Source organism: Polynucleobacter antarcticus (assembly GCF_013307245.1).
GTDB lineage: Bacteria > Pseudomonadota > Gammaproteobacteria > Burkholderiales > Burkholderiaceae > Polynucleobacter > Polynucleobacter antarcticus.
Map to the genome: position 1 here is coordinate 1,619,082 of NZ_CP028941.1, position 16,500 is coordinate 1,635,581.

The window sequence follows — 16,500 nt, forward strand, 5'->3', positions numbered from 1 at the left end:
CTCATGACCTTCACCATTATTTTCCTAATCGCCTTCATCGCCAGTTTTGGCTTACGCCACTGGTTATCCAATCGCCAAATGAGGCATGTCGCCGCTCACCGCGATGCCGTACCCGCTGAGTTTGCTACTCAGATTACCTTGGCAGAGCATCAAAAAGCAGCCGATTACACCATGGCTAAACTCAGATTAGGCACTTTAGAGAATGGTGTGAGCGCCATCATTTTGATCGCATTCACGCTCTTGGGTGGATTGCAGCTACTCAATATGAGTTTGCTTCAATTACTTGGGGAAGGGATTGCCCAGCAAATCGCCCTCCTCGTATCGATCGTTTTAATTTCTGGCATCCTCGACCTTCCCTTTTCTTGGTACAAGCAATTTCACTTAGAAGAGCGCTTTGGTTTTAATCGCATGAACGGCAGACTTTTTGTTAGTGACATGTTCAAGGGCATCGGCATTGGTGGTGCTATTGGCATCCCCTTACTTTGGGTGATCTTAAGTCTCATGGAGCAAGCAGGAGATCTCTGGTGGTTTTGGGCATGGGCTGTCATCACGGCCTTTAGCCTATTAATGCAGTGGATTTTCCCCACATTTATTATGCCCATCTTCAATAAGTTTCAAGCTCTTGAAGAAGGCGCATTAAAAACTCAAATTGAAGCCCTCTTAAAGCGCTGCGACTTTGCGAGCCAAGGTCTCTTTGTAATGGACGGTAGCAAACGGAGCGCGCATGGCAATGCTTTTTTTGCGGGCATGGGTAAAGCAAAGCGGATTGTATTTTTTGACACCCTGATTGAAAAACTCAATCCCCAAGAAGTAGAGGCGGTTCTTGCTCATGAGTTAGGTCACTACAAGTGCAACCATATCCGCAAGCGTCTCTTAGTTTCTTTTGCTATGAGTTTTGGGATGTTTGCATTACTAGGCTGGATCAGCACACAAGTTTGGTTTTATAGCGACCTTGGCGTAACACCCAATCCGAATGGCTATAACGGTGGCTTGGCTCTAGCGCTCTTTATGTTGGTCTCACCCGTATTCAGTTTTTTCTTTACACCGCTGTCTAGCCTTTCTTCCCGTAAACACGAATATGAAGCCGATGGATTTGCGGCTGATAAATCTTCGGCTAATGACTTAATCACTGCGCTGGTAAAGCTCTATCAAGATAACGCCTCAACCCTGACACCTGATCCGCTCTATACGGCTTTCTACAGCTCACACCCACCAGCACCATTGCGCATTGCTAATCTGAAGCGATTCACCTAATTACCTCATCACACCAGGAGTCAATGGAACAATTTCGCGCACTATTGACTGCCTCCTACGGAAGGCACTACTTAGCGCAGCGCTTAGTTCAGGATGGGGATCACCCTGAATCCCCTGCTGGTGAATTAATTCAAGTAAGCACACCAGCAAAGCAGCACATCGGTGCCGTTGGCGATCGAATGTTACTGGAGATGACCTCACTAGATCAAGCACGTATTGTTCACATCGAACCGAGAGAAAACTTGCTTTACCGCTCGGATGCCTTCAAAAGTAAATTGATCGCCTCGAATGTAGATCAAATATTAGTAGTCCTTGCAACGCAGCCTGCCTTTTCACCAGACCTACTCGGAAGAGCAGTGGTCGCCGCTGAAACCAACCAAATTGGTTTGCACATTCTTCTGAATAAATGTGATCTTCAAGATAATTTAGCGCAGGCTCGAAAAATCATTGCGCCCTATGCGCGTATGGGCTATCCAGTCAGCGAGGTATCTGCCAAGTTTGATGCTGCCTCTATTGAAGCCTTACGCCCCGCTATCCAAGGCAAGGTATCCGTATTTGTTGGACAGTCTGGCATGGGAAAATCTAGCCTACTCAATGCTTGGGTACCCAATGCGGCTGCGATTACTCAAGAATATTCAGTGCGCTTAGATACGGGCAAGCACACCACGACTGCCTGCCGTTATTTCGAACTCCCAGAATCTTGGGGGCGAGATGCGCAGGGAAAATTAGGCGCTTTGATTGATTCTCCTGGCTTTCAGGAATTTGGTTTAGCCCACATGTCTGTCAGCGAGCTAGAGCATGCCTTTAGAGAATTCCAAGACTTATTAGGTAAGTGCCGCTTTCATAATTGCGCCCATCAATCTGAGCCAGACTGTGCCATACGCGATGCAGTAGATAAAAATGAAATAGCGCCAGAAAGACTAGCGCTATTTAGACAATTGCGTTCCGACTCAAAAACGGCGGATACTCAAATCCAAGGAATTAGCCAAGCCAAAGAGCGATGGTCAGCATTAGCAGTAAAGCCATCCAAGCGATAACCAAGCGCCATACTAAGCCAATGGCAGAGCGCATCGTACGCTCGTTCGGCTCACTGCCTATTTCATAAAATACGGGCTCGCCAGCCTCGGCCATTTGCAATGCCTCATCACTACTAGGTTCGCTCATGGGCTCACCTAAGCGCACACCCAGTGCGCCACTACCAGCAGCAAGAATCACTGCTGATAAAGAGTCTGACCATTTTTGCGTGAGATGGCGCCATGAATAGACAGCGCCTTCAAAGTTACCAACAATGGCAAAACCAATAGCGGTAATCCGCGCTGGCACCCAATCTAAAACGAAAAAGAAATGGCGTGCTGCTTCACTTAAATTTACATCACCTTTTTCTGACCAGCGCTGAGATGCGCTATCAGCCAAACGGTAGAGCACTACTCCTGCTGGGCCCATTGGCATCAAGAACCAAAACAGCACTCCAAATACATGGTGATGTGAGCCAATAATGGCGCGCTCTAGCGCTAATGAAATCACTTCCGTTTCAGTGAGATGGGATGCATCTAATTCAGGACCATACCAGTCAGCTAGGGCTGCACGTGCCGCAGGTAAATCATGATTAGCAATCGCCTCATGAATCATCGTGAAGGAGTGACTAAATTGTCGGAAACCAAAAAACAGGTAGGCGATGACGATATTCCATATAAAACCTAATATGGGGTAGGTCAACATGCAGGCCACGTAAACCATAAACACGAGGAAGGTCGGCAATATGAAGGCGACCAAGCAGGCCATACGCGCACCAACAGGACTAGCTCCTTGATCAGTCTTGCCGCCAAATTCACCGGCGATCCAATCAAGCCAACGCGCACTGATGCGTGCAATCCAGTGCTTAGCGGTTACCGGGCGATATTGCTCAGCAATAAGGGCAAAGAGAATAGAGAAAAAAGTCATGCTTTTAATAAATGGTAAAGGTTACGTAACATTCCGGCAGTGGCGCCCCAGATAAAACGATTTTCATAAGGCATTGAATAAAACCGACGACTACCCTGATCACTCTCCCAAACCCGTACTTGATGATTGGCTGGGTTCATTAAAAAATGTAAGGGCACTTCAAAAACATCTGCTACTTCAAATGCATCTAAGACATATTCTGCCTGAGGTTTCACTAAAGCTACTACGGGAGTCACGCTATAGCCTGAAACCGTTAAATATAAAGGCAAATGGCCAATGATCTCGACGCCGGATCGATCTAGTCCAATCTCTTCCTCACTCTCGCGCAAAGCGGTTTCCCGAGGATCTACATCACCCTCATCCATCCGTCCGCCCGGAAAGCTGATCTGACCCGCATGATCATACAAATGATCTGTTCTTTGGGTCAGTAAGACAGATAATCCATCCCTTTTTATCAGCAAGGGAATTAAGACTGATGCGCGCGTCTCTTTACCGCTGACTTGACGCTTAGCAATAATGTCAGTGGCAATCACATGTCGATTCTCATCGGTGATTTCTGGCTCCCAGACGGGCGGGTTCAGAAAACGGTGTTTTATATTTTGCGGATCCAAATCCGCATCCACCACCCTAGGCTGATTAGCGCATACCTCATACACAGGAATGACTTGCGCATTAAATCCTAAAGGTGCAGCAATACTCATTACTTGCTCTCGAGGATTTAAGGGTTCTGTCATACAGATATTTTAGGGTAATAAAAAAGGCAGCCTAGGCTACCTTTTTTGTGCATTAAGGTAATGCTTACTCAGCTGCAACTGCAGCAACCTTGACCTTACGCGCAGGAAGCTTCTCTTTAATACGTGCAGACTTGCCTGAACGATCGCGCAAATAGTACAACTTGGCACGACGTACATCACCGCGACGCTTCACTTCAATGCTAGCGATCAATGGTGAATAGGTTTGGAATGTACGCTCTACACCTTCGCCAGAGGACATCTTGCGAACGATAAAGCTAGAGTTCAATCCACGATTGCGTTTAGCAATCACAACGCCTTCAAAGGCCTGGGTACGCTTACGTGTACCTTCAACTACGTTCACGCCAACCACTACGGTATCGCCAGGAGCAAAACTAGGAAGCACTCTGTTGGCAGTGAGACGAGCAATTTCTTCTTGCTCAATTTTTTCGATCAAATTCATTATTCATCCTTAAACATCTTGTCAGCGTTTAATCCCGAGACATTCGTCAACGGACCAGACAGAGGATGTAGTTAAAACCATTTCACCAAACCAAAACATCTGCTTTTAATCCGACCTTGAGATCACTCACAAAGTACGAAGAAATCGCTCATCTTCTTGGCTTAGCAACCCATTAGCTCTGGCCGATTCAATTAAATCAGGCCTGAGCCTTAGCGTCAGCTCTAAAGACTTCTGCCGACGCCAATCTGCTATTTTAGCGTGATGTCCGCCTAAAAGCACGTCCGGGACAGATAAATTTTCGTATATTTCAGGGCGGGTGTAATGCGGGTAGTCCAAAAGACCATTGATAAAGCTATCCTGGACCGCAGATTCGCCATCTCCCAGCGCTCCTGGAATCAGCCGAATGACCGCATCCATCATGGTCATGGCAGGCAATTCCCCTCCAGAAACCACAAAATCCCCTACAGAAAGCTGTAAATCAACATTGCGATCAATAAAACGCTGATCAATGGCCTCATAACGACCGCAGATCAAGGTCATATTAGGATATTTAAGAATATTGGCAGCTGTTTTCTGAGAAAAGATCTCGCCCTGGGGGGCTAAAAGACAAACGGGGCCAGATTGCAAGCCTTGAGAGTGGTGCGAGGCTCGAATAGCAGCGATTGTGTCCTCTAAAGGTTTGACCATCATGACCATGCCGGGGCCACCGCCATAAGCACGATCGTCTACTGACTTGCGGGGATCAAGGCAAACATCTCGGGGATTCCAAAGTTGTACTTGGGCAAGGCCTTGCTCACATGCGCGCCCAGTAATACCCCACTGCGTTAATGCAGAGAACATCTCCGGAAATAAAGTGACTACATCAAAGCGCATGGTGGGAATGGGTTACCAATCGAGTTGCCAGTCCAGTGTAATGCGCTTGTGCGCTAAGTCAACGTTCTGTACTACGGACTTTACAAACGGCACAAGCTGCTTCACTGTTTTAGTTTCAGAATCACCAATCGCGATCACGCCATGCGCGCCGTTCTCGGTAATATCAATGACTTCTCCTAAAACCTCTTCCTGCAAATTGACTGCCGTGCATCCGATCAGATCAACCCAGTAATAACTGTCTTTGTCTATTTTGGGGAAAACATCTCGTCCTACTAAGATACGGGCACCCTTCAAGGCCTCCGCTTGATCGCGGTCAGTGACGCCATCCAAAGTCATCACAACAGTGCCACTGTGCATCTTGGCCTGCCGTACCTGGTAGAGCGTCAGTAAAGCCTGAGCATGAGAATCACACACACCGGCTCCTCGCCGAGGAATCAGTGATAACCAAACTTCTTTACTAGACAAGAGGGTTACTGGATCAGCCGCATGAGGACGAATCTTAATCTGTCCTTGCAAGCCTTGAGCGTCCTGTACTGCACCGAGCTCAATCAAATCGACTAGGGAAGGTGTACTCATAATGCTTCCACCTCAACTCCCTAAATATCGCTACAAGTAAATTCAGTTCCCAAAAACTTCATCGCAATGACAAAGTCTTTGGAATTGCAATCTTTAAACCGCAGGATTATTTTTAATTAAGCGAGTTACGGTTGGAGAAACTTGTGCACCAACACCAGTCCAATAGGTCAAGCGGTCTTGAGCAATACGCATAGCTTGCTCTGACTCAGCTGCCTGTGGATTGAAATAACCAATGCGCTCGATAAAGTTCGAGTCGCGACGGTTGCGCTTGTCTGTAGCCACAATGCTATAAAAAGGGCGTTTCTTTGAACCGCCGCGTGCCAGTCGAATGACGACCATACTTATTCCTTAAAATCTAAAAATGAAAATAGCTTGGTTACAAGCCCATGAAATTACTGCAAAATCTGGGGCTCCACAACACCGCACAATCAAAAACAAATACACGGTTTAGCGGAAAACCTCATATTCTAGACGAAAAGCCCTACTTGATCCACCTATTTAAGCGATGACCTACAAGGCTTGACCAGTAGAATAGAATAGAGCATTTTATAAAATATTCATTAAAAACAATTACTTACAATCATATGTCCTGCAAAATAGCTGTTTTTAACACTTCCAGTAGTGCATTAAATCGGCTTTTTTTACTACTGACCTGCCTTAGCCTGAGCCTTTTAACAGCTTGTGCGAGCGTTATCCCCCCCTGTACCGCTAAAACCAGCCCCCCTAGCAGTGAGTTCATCAACACCAAATGGGAATTGGTGCGTTGGAACCTCGCCCCGAATAGCAAAGGTGAAATACGAACCCGACAAATTCCACAAGGTGAGAATAGTAACCCCATCCAACTTCAATTTGATTCCAAGGGTGAGCGAGTCAGTGGTTCAACGGGTTGCAATCGATTTACAGCTCGCATGACAGAGGATGCACGTGGCTTTACCTTGGATCAGATTACAACTACCAAGATGGCCTGTAGCCCACAGCGTATGGAATTAGAAAATGATTTTCTATACGAGTTAAATGATTACCGTTCGCTCGTCCGTAATGGTGATCAACTACTCATGATTAGCGCGAATCGTGAAGTCCTTAACTTTATGCAGCGTAATCATCTTGCGAAATAAATTTTGACCTTACTGCATTCCTTACTGCATTCCTTACTGCATCCATTAATATCTATACTCCATGAAAAAACATAAACTTCTTTTTTGCTCGCTCGGCATATTTTTTCCAGGCACAGGCTTGAACTGTTTTTATCTACAAGGACTGAAATCTTTCTGGGCCTGGGCACAGCTACTAGCCATCATTGGTGGTGTCGCAGGTTGGCAAATTCTGAAGGAAGCTCGATTTGACTCTGCCCCAGGTTGGGTGCTCATCACCTTTGGGTTTATTGCATTACAGGCCACTTGGTTAACGACGATTGTGTTTGGTTTGCGTCCCGATGAAGAGTGGGATGCTCAATTCAACCCTGGGCTCGATCCCACAAAAGCAACGCAGTCTGGCTGGCCAGTAGTCCTGATGGTGATTTTATCTCTGGTGTTTGGCGCTGTGATCATGATGACCTTCTTTGCCATCGCTTTTGAACAATTCTTCATCTCGCAAATTGAAGAAGCCAGAAAGTTATCCCAGTAAAGCAGGTAAATCAAGAAGTATGATTTATTAAAACTGCTCTGGTGCGAGCGCGTTGGTAGACTGACCACCCTCTAAAATAGAGATCGCCAAAGCCTGAGTTTGCGGCAAGAGGTTTTCTGCGAAAAACCGCGCTGTAGCAATCTTGGCATCAAAAAATGGTGGGTCACCTGCACGCAAAGCTTGCGCAGATAATAAAGCGCGTGCCATTTGCCACGCACCAAATAACAAGCCGCATAGACGTAGGTAAGCAAAACTACCAGCGTAGACTTCCTTAATTTCAGTCTTAGCATGACTCACAATATAGGTAACAGAATCCTCAAACGCATGACGAGCCATTGTTAATTGCTTGAGTACAGCGAGGGCGTCAGCACTATCGCTCTCTGCTAATGCTTTTTCAGTCTGCATTATTTTGTCGCAGAATATCTTGGCAGTAGCCCCGCCATCTCGTACCGTCTTTCTACCGACTAGATCATTTGCCTGTATAGCAGTCGTGCCTTCATAGATCGTCAAAATACGGGCATCGCGATAATGCTGTGCAGCGCCTGTTTCCTCAATGAAACCCATACCACCATGCACTTGAATACCTAAACTGGCAACATCTATTGACATCTCTGTTGAGTAGCCCTTCACGATCGGTACTAAGAATTCATAAATCGCTTGATTCTGCTTGCGAACCACCTCATCAGGGGCAGCATGTTGCGCATCAAAAGCGGCGGCTGCGTAATACGCTAGTGCTCTCGCTGACTCCGTATAGCCACGCATCGTCATGAGCATGCGCTTTACATCGGGTTGATGAATAATCGCTACCGGGGCGGGAGACCCTGACAGATCACGACTTTGCACACGGTCTTTTGCATATTGCACCGCTTTTTGATAGGCGCGCTCTGCAACTGCAACCCCCTGCATCCCTACTGAAAAGCGTGCGGCATTCATCATCACAAACATATACTCTAGGCCACGATTTTCTTCCCCAACCAAATAAGCTACTGCCCCACCATGGTCTCCAAATTGTAATACCGCTGTTGGACTCGCTTTAATACCTAGCTTATGTTCCAAGGAAACACACTCAATGTCATTTTTCTTGCCGAGAGATCCATCAGCGCTCACCATAAACTTGGGGGCTACAAATAAAGAGATGCCCTTAATGCCTTCAGGCGCATCTGGTAAACGCGCCAGCACTAAATGCACAATATTCTTGGCCATATCGTGATCACCATACGTGATGTAAATCTTGGTACCCAAAATTTTATAAGTGCCGTCATCCTGAGGAGCAGCGCGTGTTCGCACCATAGACAGATCAGAGCCTGCCTGTGGCTCAGTCAAATTCATCGTACCTGTCCACTCCCCTGAAATCATCTTGGGTACATAACGCTCTTGAATGTCAGGACTGGCTGCTGTGAGTAAGGCTTCAATAGCGCCGTCGGTCAACATCGGGCATAAAGCAAAAGACATATTTGCTGAGTTCACCATCTCAAAACAAGCAGTAGAAATTAGTTTAGGAAGGCCTTGACCACCAAACTTCGATGGATGAACAACGCCTTGCCAGCCTGCAGAAGCAAATTGAGAAAAAGCTTCTTTAAAGCCGGGGCTTGTATATACCTGGCCATCTCGAAGAACACTAGGATGTTGATCTCCAGGCCAGTTGAGTGGCGCCACTACATCTTGCGTAAACTTTGCCGCCTCTTCCAAAATCGCTGGGGCTAAATCAAGATCAGCGCCTGCTTCCACATATTGAGGATAAGTCACCACCTCTGATAAGCCCGCTAATTCATTCATTACGAATAGCATGTCCTTTACCGGGGCTACATATGGCATGACGAATCCTATTGTTTAGCTAAGAAGCTTAATGAGTTCAGGAACTGCTACGTTCAAATCTGCAACTAGACCATAATCGGCAACACCAAAGATAGGTGCATCAGGATCTTTATTGATGGCTACGATTACTTTAGAGTCTTTCATTCCAGCTAAGTGCTGAATCGCCCCAGAAATGCCGACTGCAACATAGAGTTGGGGTGCAACAATCTTGCCGGTCTGACCCACTTGATAATCATTGGGCACATAGCCTGCATCTACTGCTGCACGGGATGCACCGAGTGCAGCGCCTAACTGATCAGCCAATGGCGCTATCAATTCTTGATATTTTTCACCGGAGCCCAGACCGCGACCACCAGAAACAATAATCTTGGCAGCAGTCAACTCTGGACGATCTGATTTCGTTAGCTCACGACCAACAAAAGTAGATTGGCCAACGTCAGTAACTGCAGTACATTTTTCAATAGAAGCAGTTCCGCCGTTAGCAGCAACAGGATCAAAACCCGTCGTACGCACTGTAATCACTTTAATCGCATCTCCAGATTGCACTGTAGCAATGGCATTACCTGCGTAAATGGGTCGCTCAAACGTATCGGGGGAAACTACCTTAGTAATATCAGAGAGCTGAGCAACATCTAACTTAGCAGCAACCCGAGGCAATATATTTTTACCATTCGCTGTGGCTGGAGCCAACAGGTGGCTATAAGAAGAGACAATTGCTAAAATCTGTGCTGCCACAGGCTCAGCCAATTGATCAGAAAAATACGGCGCATCTATCTGAATCACTTTGCGCACGCCGGCTATTTTCGCAGCAGCTTGTGCTACAGCATCAGTACCATCCCCAATGACAAGTACATCTACCTCTGCAGCGCATTGCAAAGCCGCTGCTACGGTATTGAGTGTAGCCACCTTAAGGGAGATATTGTTATGTTCAGCAATAACGAGTGCAGCCATTTAAATCACCTTCGCTTCATTTTTAAGTTTATCTACCAGAGCTGCCACATCCGCAACCATCACGCCAGCTGAGCGCTTAGGAGGCTCCTCCACTTTGATAGTTTTAAGACGAGGGGTGATATCTATTCCGAGCTCTTCCGGCTTAATGATTTCTAGAGTCTTCTTTTTAGCCTTCATGATGTTGGGAAGCGTCACATAGCGAGGCTCATTCAAGCGCAAGTCTGTAGTAATCACTGCTGGTAAGGTAAGAGAAATCGTTTCAAGGCCACCATCCACTTCGCGTGTCACCTTGACCTTACCATCAGCCACGATTACCTTAGAAGCAAAAGTAGCTTGGGGAATATCCATCAAGCTTGCTAACATCTGGCCCGTTTGATTGCTGTCATCATCGATCGCTTGTTTACCCAAGATGACAATTTGCGCTTGCTCTTTTTCACAAAGCGCTTTAAGAATCTTCGCTACTGCTAAGGGCTGTAATTCCACATCGGTATCCACCAAAATCGCACGATCTGCGCCAATAGCTAAGGCAGTCCGCAAGGTTTCTTGGCACTGAGTCAATCCTGCTGAAACAACAACCACCTCGGTAGCAATACCTGCTTCTTTTAAGCGCACCGCTTCTTCAATCGCGATTTCATCAAAGGGATTCATACTCATTTTGACATTCGCCAAATCCACACCAGACTGGTCGGACTTCACCCGAATCTTCACGTTGTAATCAACTACGCGCTTTACGGCTACTAAGATCTTCATTCTCAATTCTCTACTTTGGAGGTAATCATGCTATTTTATCTGTCCTACACGGTCCTGGGTTAAACATCAATCGCTAAGGCAGAGCCAGCCTGCTTACGAAGCTCAAACTTCTGAATCTTGCCAGTAGAGGTCTTGGGGAGCTCCCCAAAAACCACTGCTCTTGGCACCTTAAAGCCAGCAAGATGCTGCTTGCAGTGGGCAACGATCTCAGCAACAGTAACCTCTACTCCTGACTTTATTTCCAGAAAGGCGCAGGGAGTCTCACCCCACTTCGGGTCTGGTTTTGCTACTACTGCAGCAGCCGTCACAGCAGGATGACGGTATAAAACATCCTCAATCTCAATTGAGGAGATATTTTCCCCACCTGAAATAATGATGTCTTTACTTCGATCTTTAATTTTGATGTAACCATCTGGATTCTTGACCGCCAAGTCACCAGAATGAAACCAGCCGCCCTCAAAGGCTGCTTGAGTAGCCTGAGCATTCTTGAGGTAGCCCTTCATCGCAATATTGCCCTTGAACATAATTTCCCCCATGGTTTCTCCATCAGCGGGTACTGGCTCCAAAGTTTGAGGATTTAATACATCAATCGCTTGCTGCATATGATAGCGAACGCCCTGACGCGCATTGAGTCGAGCACGCTCACCAATATCCATATCATTCCACTCATCTTGCTTCACACAAACTGCTGCTGGGCCATAGACCTCGGTTAGACCATAGACATGGGTTAACTCAAAGCCTAATTGTTCCATTCCTTCAATAATGGATGCTGGCGGCGCAGCACCCGCAATGAGTCCTTTGACACCTGCAGGGACGCCTACTTTTAATTCATCTGGCGCGTTGACGAGTAAGTTGTGCACAATTGGCGCAGCACAGTAATGCGTCACTCCATGAGCTTTAATGGCTGTAAAGATATGGGCCGCATCAACACGCCGCAAACAAATATTCACGCCAGCGCGCGCAGCGATTGTCCACGGAAAGCACCAACCATTACAGTGGAACATCGGCAGAGTCCACAAATACACAGGATGCCGATTAATATCCCAATCCAAAATGTTGGAGACTGCATTAATCGCAGCGCCTCTGTGGTGATACACCACCCCCTTTGGATTGCCAGTAGTGCCTGAGGTGTAGTTTAAGCAAATAGCTTGCCATTCATCTGCTGGCATTTTCCAAGCAAATTGAGGATCACCTGAAGATAAAAGTGCTTCATAGCTTAGGCTACCCAATTTCTCGCCTGGAACATCAAACTCCGTTTCTTCTACATCAATCACTAATAATGTTCGGCCGCTCTCTTTTTGAGCAATTGCGAGCGCTTTTTTCATTACTGCAGAAAACTCTGGATCCACGATAACAACTTTGGCTTCCCCATGGTTCAACATAAAGGCAATGGATTCAGGATCAAGCCGGGTATTAAGTGCATTCAATACTGCGCCAGCCATCGGAATACCAAAGTGAGCCTCTACCATGGCTGGGGTGTTAGGCAACATGACGGCAACGGTGTCCCCCAAACTAATGTCCTGTTTTTGCAAAGCACTCGCCAAACGACGGCAGCGGTCATACGTCTGACTCCATGTTTGGCGTAACTCGCCATGAATAATCGCTATCCGCTCTGGATAGACCTCGGCTGATCGCTCTAAAAATAACAGGGGGGTAATGGGTGTGAAATTAGCAGCATTACGCTCTAATCCCTGCTCAAAAATATTGGCCATTTGCACCTTCAATATTCATTAGATTTAAATACATAACTTACTAAGCTGACGATCAAATATCAGCAAGTGCCTTCACGTGTGCCACGACACTGCGACCTAAAGCAGATAGGTTATAGCCACCCTCAAGACAGCTGACGATGCGGCCTTGGGCAGATTGGTTGGCAAGCTCTTTGAGTTTTTTGGTCATCCAAACGTAGTCATCCTCTACCAAACCCATTTGCCCCAAATCATCCTCACGATGTGCATCAAACCCTGCAGAGATGATGATCAGCTCTGGTTCAAAATCCCGTAGGCGGGGTAACCACTGCTCTTCCACAATCGATCGGACTACATCCCCGCGAGTTGAGGCCGGTAGCGGAACATTGACCATATTTGTCGCTCTGTCTAGGCCGCTATAGGGATAAAAGGGATGCTGGAAAAAGCTACACATCAATATATTGGGGTCATTAAAAACGGCGGCCTCAGTCCCATTCCCATGATGCACATCGAAGTCAATAATAGCTACGCGTTCAAGACCATATTGATCCATCGCATACCGCGCTGCAATGGCGACAGTACTAAAAACACAAAATCCCATAGAACGGGTAGGTTCAGCATGATGCCCGGGAGGACGAACAGCACAAAATACATTCTCAACCTCGCCCTTCATCACGGCATCTACTCCAGCAATAGCTGCGCCTGCTGCACGCAAGGCAGTATTCCAAGTGTGGGGATTCATAATCGTGTCACCATCCAACATGTAATAACCACTGACTGGTGAACGCTCTTTGACGAAAGCAATATGATCTGCACTGTGGACTAACTCAATCTGCTCCTCAGTTGCCAAGGGTGCATCAAGATGCTGAAGAAAGCGATCTACCCCGCTACGAATTAATTGATCGTTGATAGCCTGAATACGCTCGGGGCACTCGGGATGATGAGCACCCATCTCATGTTTTAAAAAGTCTGGATGAGTTATGTATCCTGTAGTCATTACCAAAAGTCCTCTATCACAAAACTATTATTTTTATAATTCAATAAAATCTTCTCATATCCCAAAGATCGACTTGCTTGAACATGAATCTACGCACATCCCACCTTACAGCAACCCTCCTCTTAGGGCTAGTCTTGGGCGCCTGTTCGACTGCTCCGACCCAGCAAGTCAAGCCTATAGAGCCTATCGTAAACCATTCTGCGGAATCAGCCGCTCAAGTTGCTACCGAAGCCCATTTCAGCGGAAACCTCAAAACTCTAATTACTCAGATAGCCCAATCTGAAGGAATTCCCTTGTTGATCCTGGAAACGAGTTTTGCGGATACCAAGACGATCCCCTCCATTCGTAAATTGGTACTGCCACCCACAGCAACATTTAAAAAGAATTGGTTAGCCTATCGCAAACGCTTCATTGAGCCTGTCCGAATAAAAGCTGGTAAGTCTTTCTGGGAGCAAAATCAGACCTTTTTATCTCAAGTTGAACAAGAATCTGGGGTACCCGCTGAGCTGATTGTGGCCATTATTGGTATTGAAACAATCTACGGGCGTCAAACCGGTAACTTTCGGGTCAAGGACGTCCTCTCTACCCTAGCCTTTAGTTACCCTGACACCCCCAACAAGCTAGCCCGTGAACAACTATTTAAAGATCAGTTGCAAGCGTTAATTTTGATGTGTTGGTCAGAAGCTGGTGGCAAACTACCCGCTAAAAATCAAATACAGGGCCTCAACACCACTCAATTCAATACTTGCCTCAATCAAAATAGTTCTTATGCGGGCGCCATTGGATTACCTCAATTTATGCCCAGTAGTATTCGTAGCTTTGCTGTAGACGGGGATGGAGATGGTCATGTAGATCTCAAAAGAAGTCCGAAAGATGCGATTGCGAGTGTCGCTAATTTCATGAAAAAACATGGCTGGCAAACGGGTATGCCTATCTATTTTCCAGTACAAGAATCGGGCATTGCCGATGCAAGACTGCTGGCTGATGGTGAACCTCAACTTAAATATACGGTCCAAGAGTTAGTAGAAAAAGGTATTCTCAATAAAAACCAAGGTGATCTTCAAGCTGGCGGTGTAGCACCCCAAAGCCGGGCACTGATTGTGGATCTTCCGTATCCAGATCAAGATGGCAATGATCAAGTGCGCTACCTAGTGGGTTTAGATAACTTCTTAAGTATCGTGCAGTACAACCGCAGTTACTTTTATGCCCAGAGTGTTGCTGAATTTGCTGAAGCTTTAGGGTACAAAAATCAGAGTGTCGTACCAAAGTTAACAAGCTCACCCAACCCCAAAGCAATAAAACCTAGCGAGAAAATCAAATCTAAATCTAGTAAAGCCACTAAAAAGAAAAAGATTCAGTAGTACTGCTGCAGATTGCTATGCCGGGAAAACACCCGTAGAGAGGTAGCGATCACCCCGATCGCATACGATAAAGACAATCCTTGCGTTCTCGACCTGACGAGCCACTCGTAAGGCAACTACCAAAGCACCGCCTGCTGAAATACCACAAAAAATACCTTCCTCCGCGGCAAGCCGGCGAGCCATCTCCTCTGCATCTGCTTGTGAAACATATTCAATACGATCTACCCGATCGCCTTGATAAATTTTAGGCAAATACTCTGGTGCCCATTTACGAATTCCAGGAATCTGTGAACCATCCTCAGGTTGCGCCCCAATAATCTGAATATTAGGATTCATAGACTTAAGATAGGTAGATACTCCAGTAATCGTTCCTGTAGTGCCCATTGAGGAAACAAAGTGGGTGATCTCTCCATCAGTGTCTCGCCAAATCTCTGGCCCCGTGGTTTCAATATGGGCACGGGGATTATCTGGATTGGCAAATTGATCGAGCAGCCTTCCACGACCTTCTTTTTGCAGTTGCAAGGCATAATCCCGAGCAAACTCCATTCCGCCAGAAGCTGCAGTCAGAATCAACTCCGCTCCATAGGCAGCCATGCTTTGCCTACGCTCAATACTTTGGTTTTCAGGCATAACAAGAACCATCTTGTAGCCCAACATAGCAGCGGTCATTGCTAATGCAATACCGGTGTTACCACTAGTCGCCTCGATCAAGGTGTCGCCTGGTTTAATCTCGCCGCGCTCCTGAGCGCGCATGATCATCGACAGCGCAGGTCGGTCCTTCACCGACCCCGCTGGATTATTTCCCTCCAACTTTCCTAAAATCAGATTGTTTCTCGATTCGTTATCCGGGCCTGGAATGCGCTGCAAACGAACCAAAGGCGTATTACCTACGGTCTGTGAAATAGTTAAGTAAGAAGGTGTGCTCATAAGGCCATTTTAGCCATAAGCATGCTCAAACATCAAAGGGCTTAATTTCGCTGATTTGAGCCTGTGCGATCCGGATGATTGCGAGGATTACTTTGACCACGCGCACCACGTCTACTCGCGCTGGAGCCCTCTTTATTGGTACGGCCATGAGGCTCCCGAAAAGAGCTGGGGGCTTCAATAGTCAAACCGTTATCGACCATTTTTTCGACAGATTTCATACCAATTCCACGAACTCGCTTTTGCAGGTCATTCGCATCCTGAAAATGCCCCCCATCTAAACGCTCTGCAATGATAGTTTTTGCTTTAGAAGGTCCGATACCTTTAATACTCTCTAACTCTGATTGAGTGGCTGTATTGACATTGATAGGCGCTGCAGCACTGAGGCCAGAAACAGCCAGCATGGCTGAAAACAACAAAGCCTTGAGAAAAGCTCGAGCACCGCCTGTGTTTAATAGTTGATTCATTTTTTCTCCATACGTTAATAAAAAAATCCACCTACACAAAGTGCAAGTGGACTATTTACAACGAATGGCAGTGGAGTCTGTTGACT

At 46.6% G+C, this 16,500-nt stretch carries 18 protein-coding genes; 5 read left to right on the top strand and 13 right to left on the bottom strand.

What is annotated here, in order from left to right; all coding sequences use genetic code 11:
* The first annotated feature begins 3 nt into the window (after positions 1–3).
* Together DCO16_RS08385 and rsgA are read left to right on the top strand one after the other, a co-directional pair.
* Complete coding sequence (locus DCO16_RS08385; RefSeq protein ID WP_173943226.1) at positions 4–1,254, top strand: M48 family metallopeptidase; 1,251 nt, start codon at positions 4–6, stop codon at positions 1,252–1,254.
* 23 nt (positions 1,255–1,277) lie between these two features.
* Complete coding sequence (gene rsgA / locus DCO16_RS08390; protein WP_173943227.1) at positions 1,278–2,291, top strand: ribosome small subunit-dependent GTPase A; 1,014 nt, start codon at positions 1,278–1,280, stop codon at positions 2,289–2,291.
* Here the strand turns inward: rsgA and DCO16_RS08395 are convergent.
* The 6 genes from DCO16_RS08395 to rpsP form a co-directional block, all read right to left on the bottom strand.
* Positions 2,236–3,195 carry a CobD/CbiB family protein gene (locus tag DCO16_RS08395; protein ID WP_173943228.1) on the bottom strand — a complete coding sequence of 320 codons (960 nt, stop codon included), beginning with the start codon at positions 3,193–3,195 and terminating at the stop codon, positions 2,236–2,238. The two genes, rsgA and DCO16_RS08395, sit on opposite strands and share 56 nt — an antisense overlap.
* Positions 3,192–3,929 carry a CoA pyrophosphatase gene (locus DCO16_RS08400; protein ID WP_173943229.1) on the bottom strand — a complete coding sequence of 246 codons (738 nt, stop codon included), beginning with the start codon at positions 3,927–3,929 and terminating at the stop codon, positions 3,192–3,194. Before DCO16_RS08400 ends, DCO16_RS08395 begins: the two co-directional genes overlap by 4 nt.
* A gap of 64 nt (positions 3,930–3,993) precedes the next feature.
* Positions 3,994–4,389 (bottom strand): 50S ribosomal protein L19, encoded by a 396-nt coding sequence (gene rplS / locus DCO16_RS08405; RefSeq protein ID WP_173943230.1) that lies wholly within the window; start codon positions 4,387–4,389, stop codon positions 3,994–3,996.
* A gap of 126 nt (positions 4,390–4,515) precedes the next feature.
* A complete protein-coding gene (gene trmD, locus DCO16_RS08410) occupies positions 4,516–5,262 on the bottom strand; it encodes a tRNA (guanosine(37)-N1)-methyltransferase TrmD (protein WP_173943231.1) in 747 nt (248 codons plus the stop codon).
* Between the two features lie 12 nt (positions 5,263–5,274).
* Positions 5,275–5,838, bottom strand: coding sequence for a ribosome maturation factor RimM (rimM, locus tag DCO16_RS08415; protein ID WP_173943232.1), 564 nt, complete (start codon positions 5,836–5,838; stop codon positions 5,275–5,277).
* A gap of 93 nt (positions 5,839–5,931) precedes the next feature.
* The gene (gene rpsP / locus DCO16_RS08420; RefSeq protein ID WP_173943233.1) at positions 5,932–6,177 is read right to left on the bottom strand and encodes a 30S ribosomal protein S16; all 246 of its coding nucleotides are present in this window, start codon (positions 6,175–6,177) and stop codon (positions 5,932–5,934) included.
* Between the two features lie 245 nt (positions 6,178–6,422).
* On the opposite strand from rpsP, the gene DCO16_RS08425 reads away from it, so the two are divergent.
* Both DCO16_RS08425 and DCO16_RS08430 read left to right on the top strand, forming a co-directional pair.
* Positions 6,423–6,953: an META domain-containing protein gene (locus tag DCO16_RS08425; protein WP_173943234.1), complete on the top strand. Its 531-nt coding sequence runs from the start codon at positions 6,423–6,425 to the stop codon at positions 6,951–6,953.
* A gap of 61 nt (positions 6,954–7,014) precedes the next feature.
* Positions 7,015–7,461, top strand: a complete 447-nt coding sequence (locus tag DCO16_RS08430) for a hypothetical protein (protein ID WP_173943235.1) — start codon at positions 7,015–7,017, stop codon at positions 7,459–7,461.
* Between the two features lie 27 nt (positions 7,462–7,488).
* Here the strand turns inward: DCO16_RS08430 and DCO16_RS08435 are convergent, their stop codons facing one another.
* Genes DCO16_RS08435 through DCO16_RS08455 form a run of 5 tightly spaced genes read right to left on the bottom strand, consistent with a single transcriptional unit; the run spans position 7,489 to position 13,662 of the window.
* Entirely contained in the window at positions 7,489–9,276 is a 1,788-nt protein-coding gene (locus DCO16_RS08435) for an acyl-CoA dehydrogenase (protein ID WP_173943236.1), read from the bottom strand.
* A 15-nt stretch (positions 9,277–9,291) separates the two neighbouring features.
* Positions 9,292–10,227, bottom strand: a complete 936-nt coding sequence (locus tag DCO16_RS08440) for an electron transfer flavoprotein subunit alpha/FixB family protein (RefSeq protein WP_173943237.1) — start codon at positions 10,225–10,227, stop codon at positions 9,292–9,294.
* Positions 10,228–10,977 carry an electron transfer flavoprotein subunit beta/FixA family protein gene (locus DCO16_RS08445; protein WP_173943238.1) on the bottom strand — a complete coding sequence of 250 codons (750 nt, stop codon included), beginning with the start codon at positions 10,975–10,977 and terminating at the stop codon, positions 10,228–10,230.
* Positions 10,978–11,036: 59 nt separating this feature from the next.
* The gene (locus DCO16_RS08450) at positions 11,037–12,689 is read right to left on the bottom strand and encodes an acyl-CoA synthetase (protein ID WP_173943239.1); all 1,653 of its coding nucleotides are present in this window, start codon (positions 12,687–12,689) and stop codon (positions 11,037–11,039) included.
* Between the two features lie 52 nt (positions 12,690–12,741).
* Positions 12,742–13,662 (bottom strand): histone deacetylase family protein, encoded by a 921-nt coding sequence (locus DCO16_RS08455; protein ID WP_173943240.1) that lies wholly within the window; start codon positions 13,660–13,662, stop codon positions 12,742–12,744.
* An 83-nt stretch (positions 13,663–13,745) separates the two neighbouring features.
* Here DCO16_RS08455 and DCO16_RS08460 point away from each other — a divergent pair, with 83 nt between their 5' ends.
* Entirely contained in the window at positions 13,746–15,023 is a 1,278-nt protein-coding gene (locus DCO16_RS08460; RefSeq protein ID WP_173943241.1) for a lytic murein transglycosylase, read from the top strand.
* Positions 15,024–15,038: 15 nt separating this feature from the next.
* Here the strand turns inward: DCO16_RS08460 and cysM are convergent, their stop codons facing one another.
* Together cysM and DCO16_RS08470 are read right to left on the bottom strand one after the other, a co-directional pair.
* Complete coding sequence (cysM, locus tag DCO16_RS08465) at positions 15,039–15,950, bottom strand: cysteine synthase CysM (RefSeq protein WP_173943242.1); 912 nt, start codon at positions 15,948–15,950, stop codon at positions 15,039–15,041.
* A 41-nt stretch (positions 15,951–15,991) separates the two neighbouring features.
* On the bottom strand, positions 15,992–16,414 hold the full coding sequence (locus tag DCO16_RS08470) for a ComEA family DNA-binding protein (protein WP_173943243.1): 423 nt from the start codon (positions 16,412–16,414) through the stop codon (positions 15,992–15,994).
* Positions 16,415–16,500: the final 86 nt, after the last annotated feature.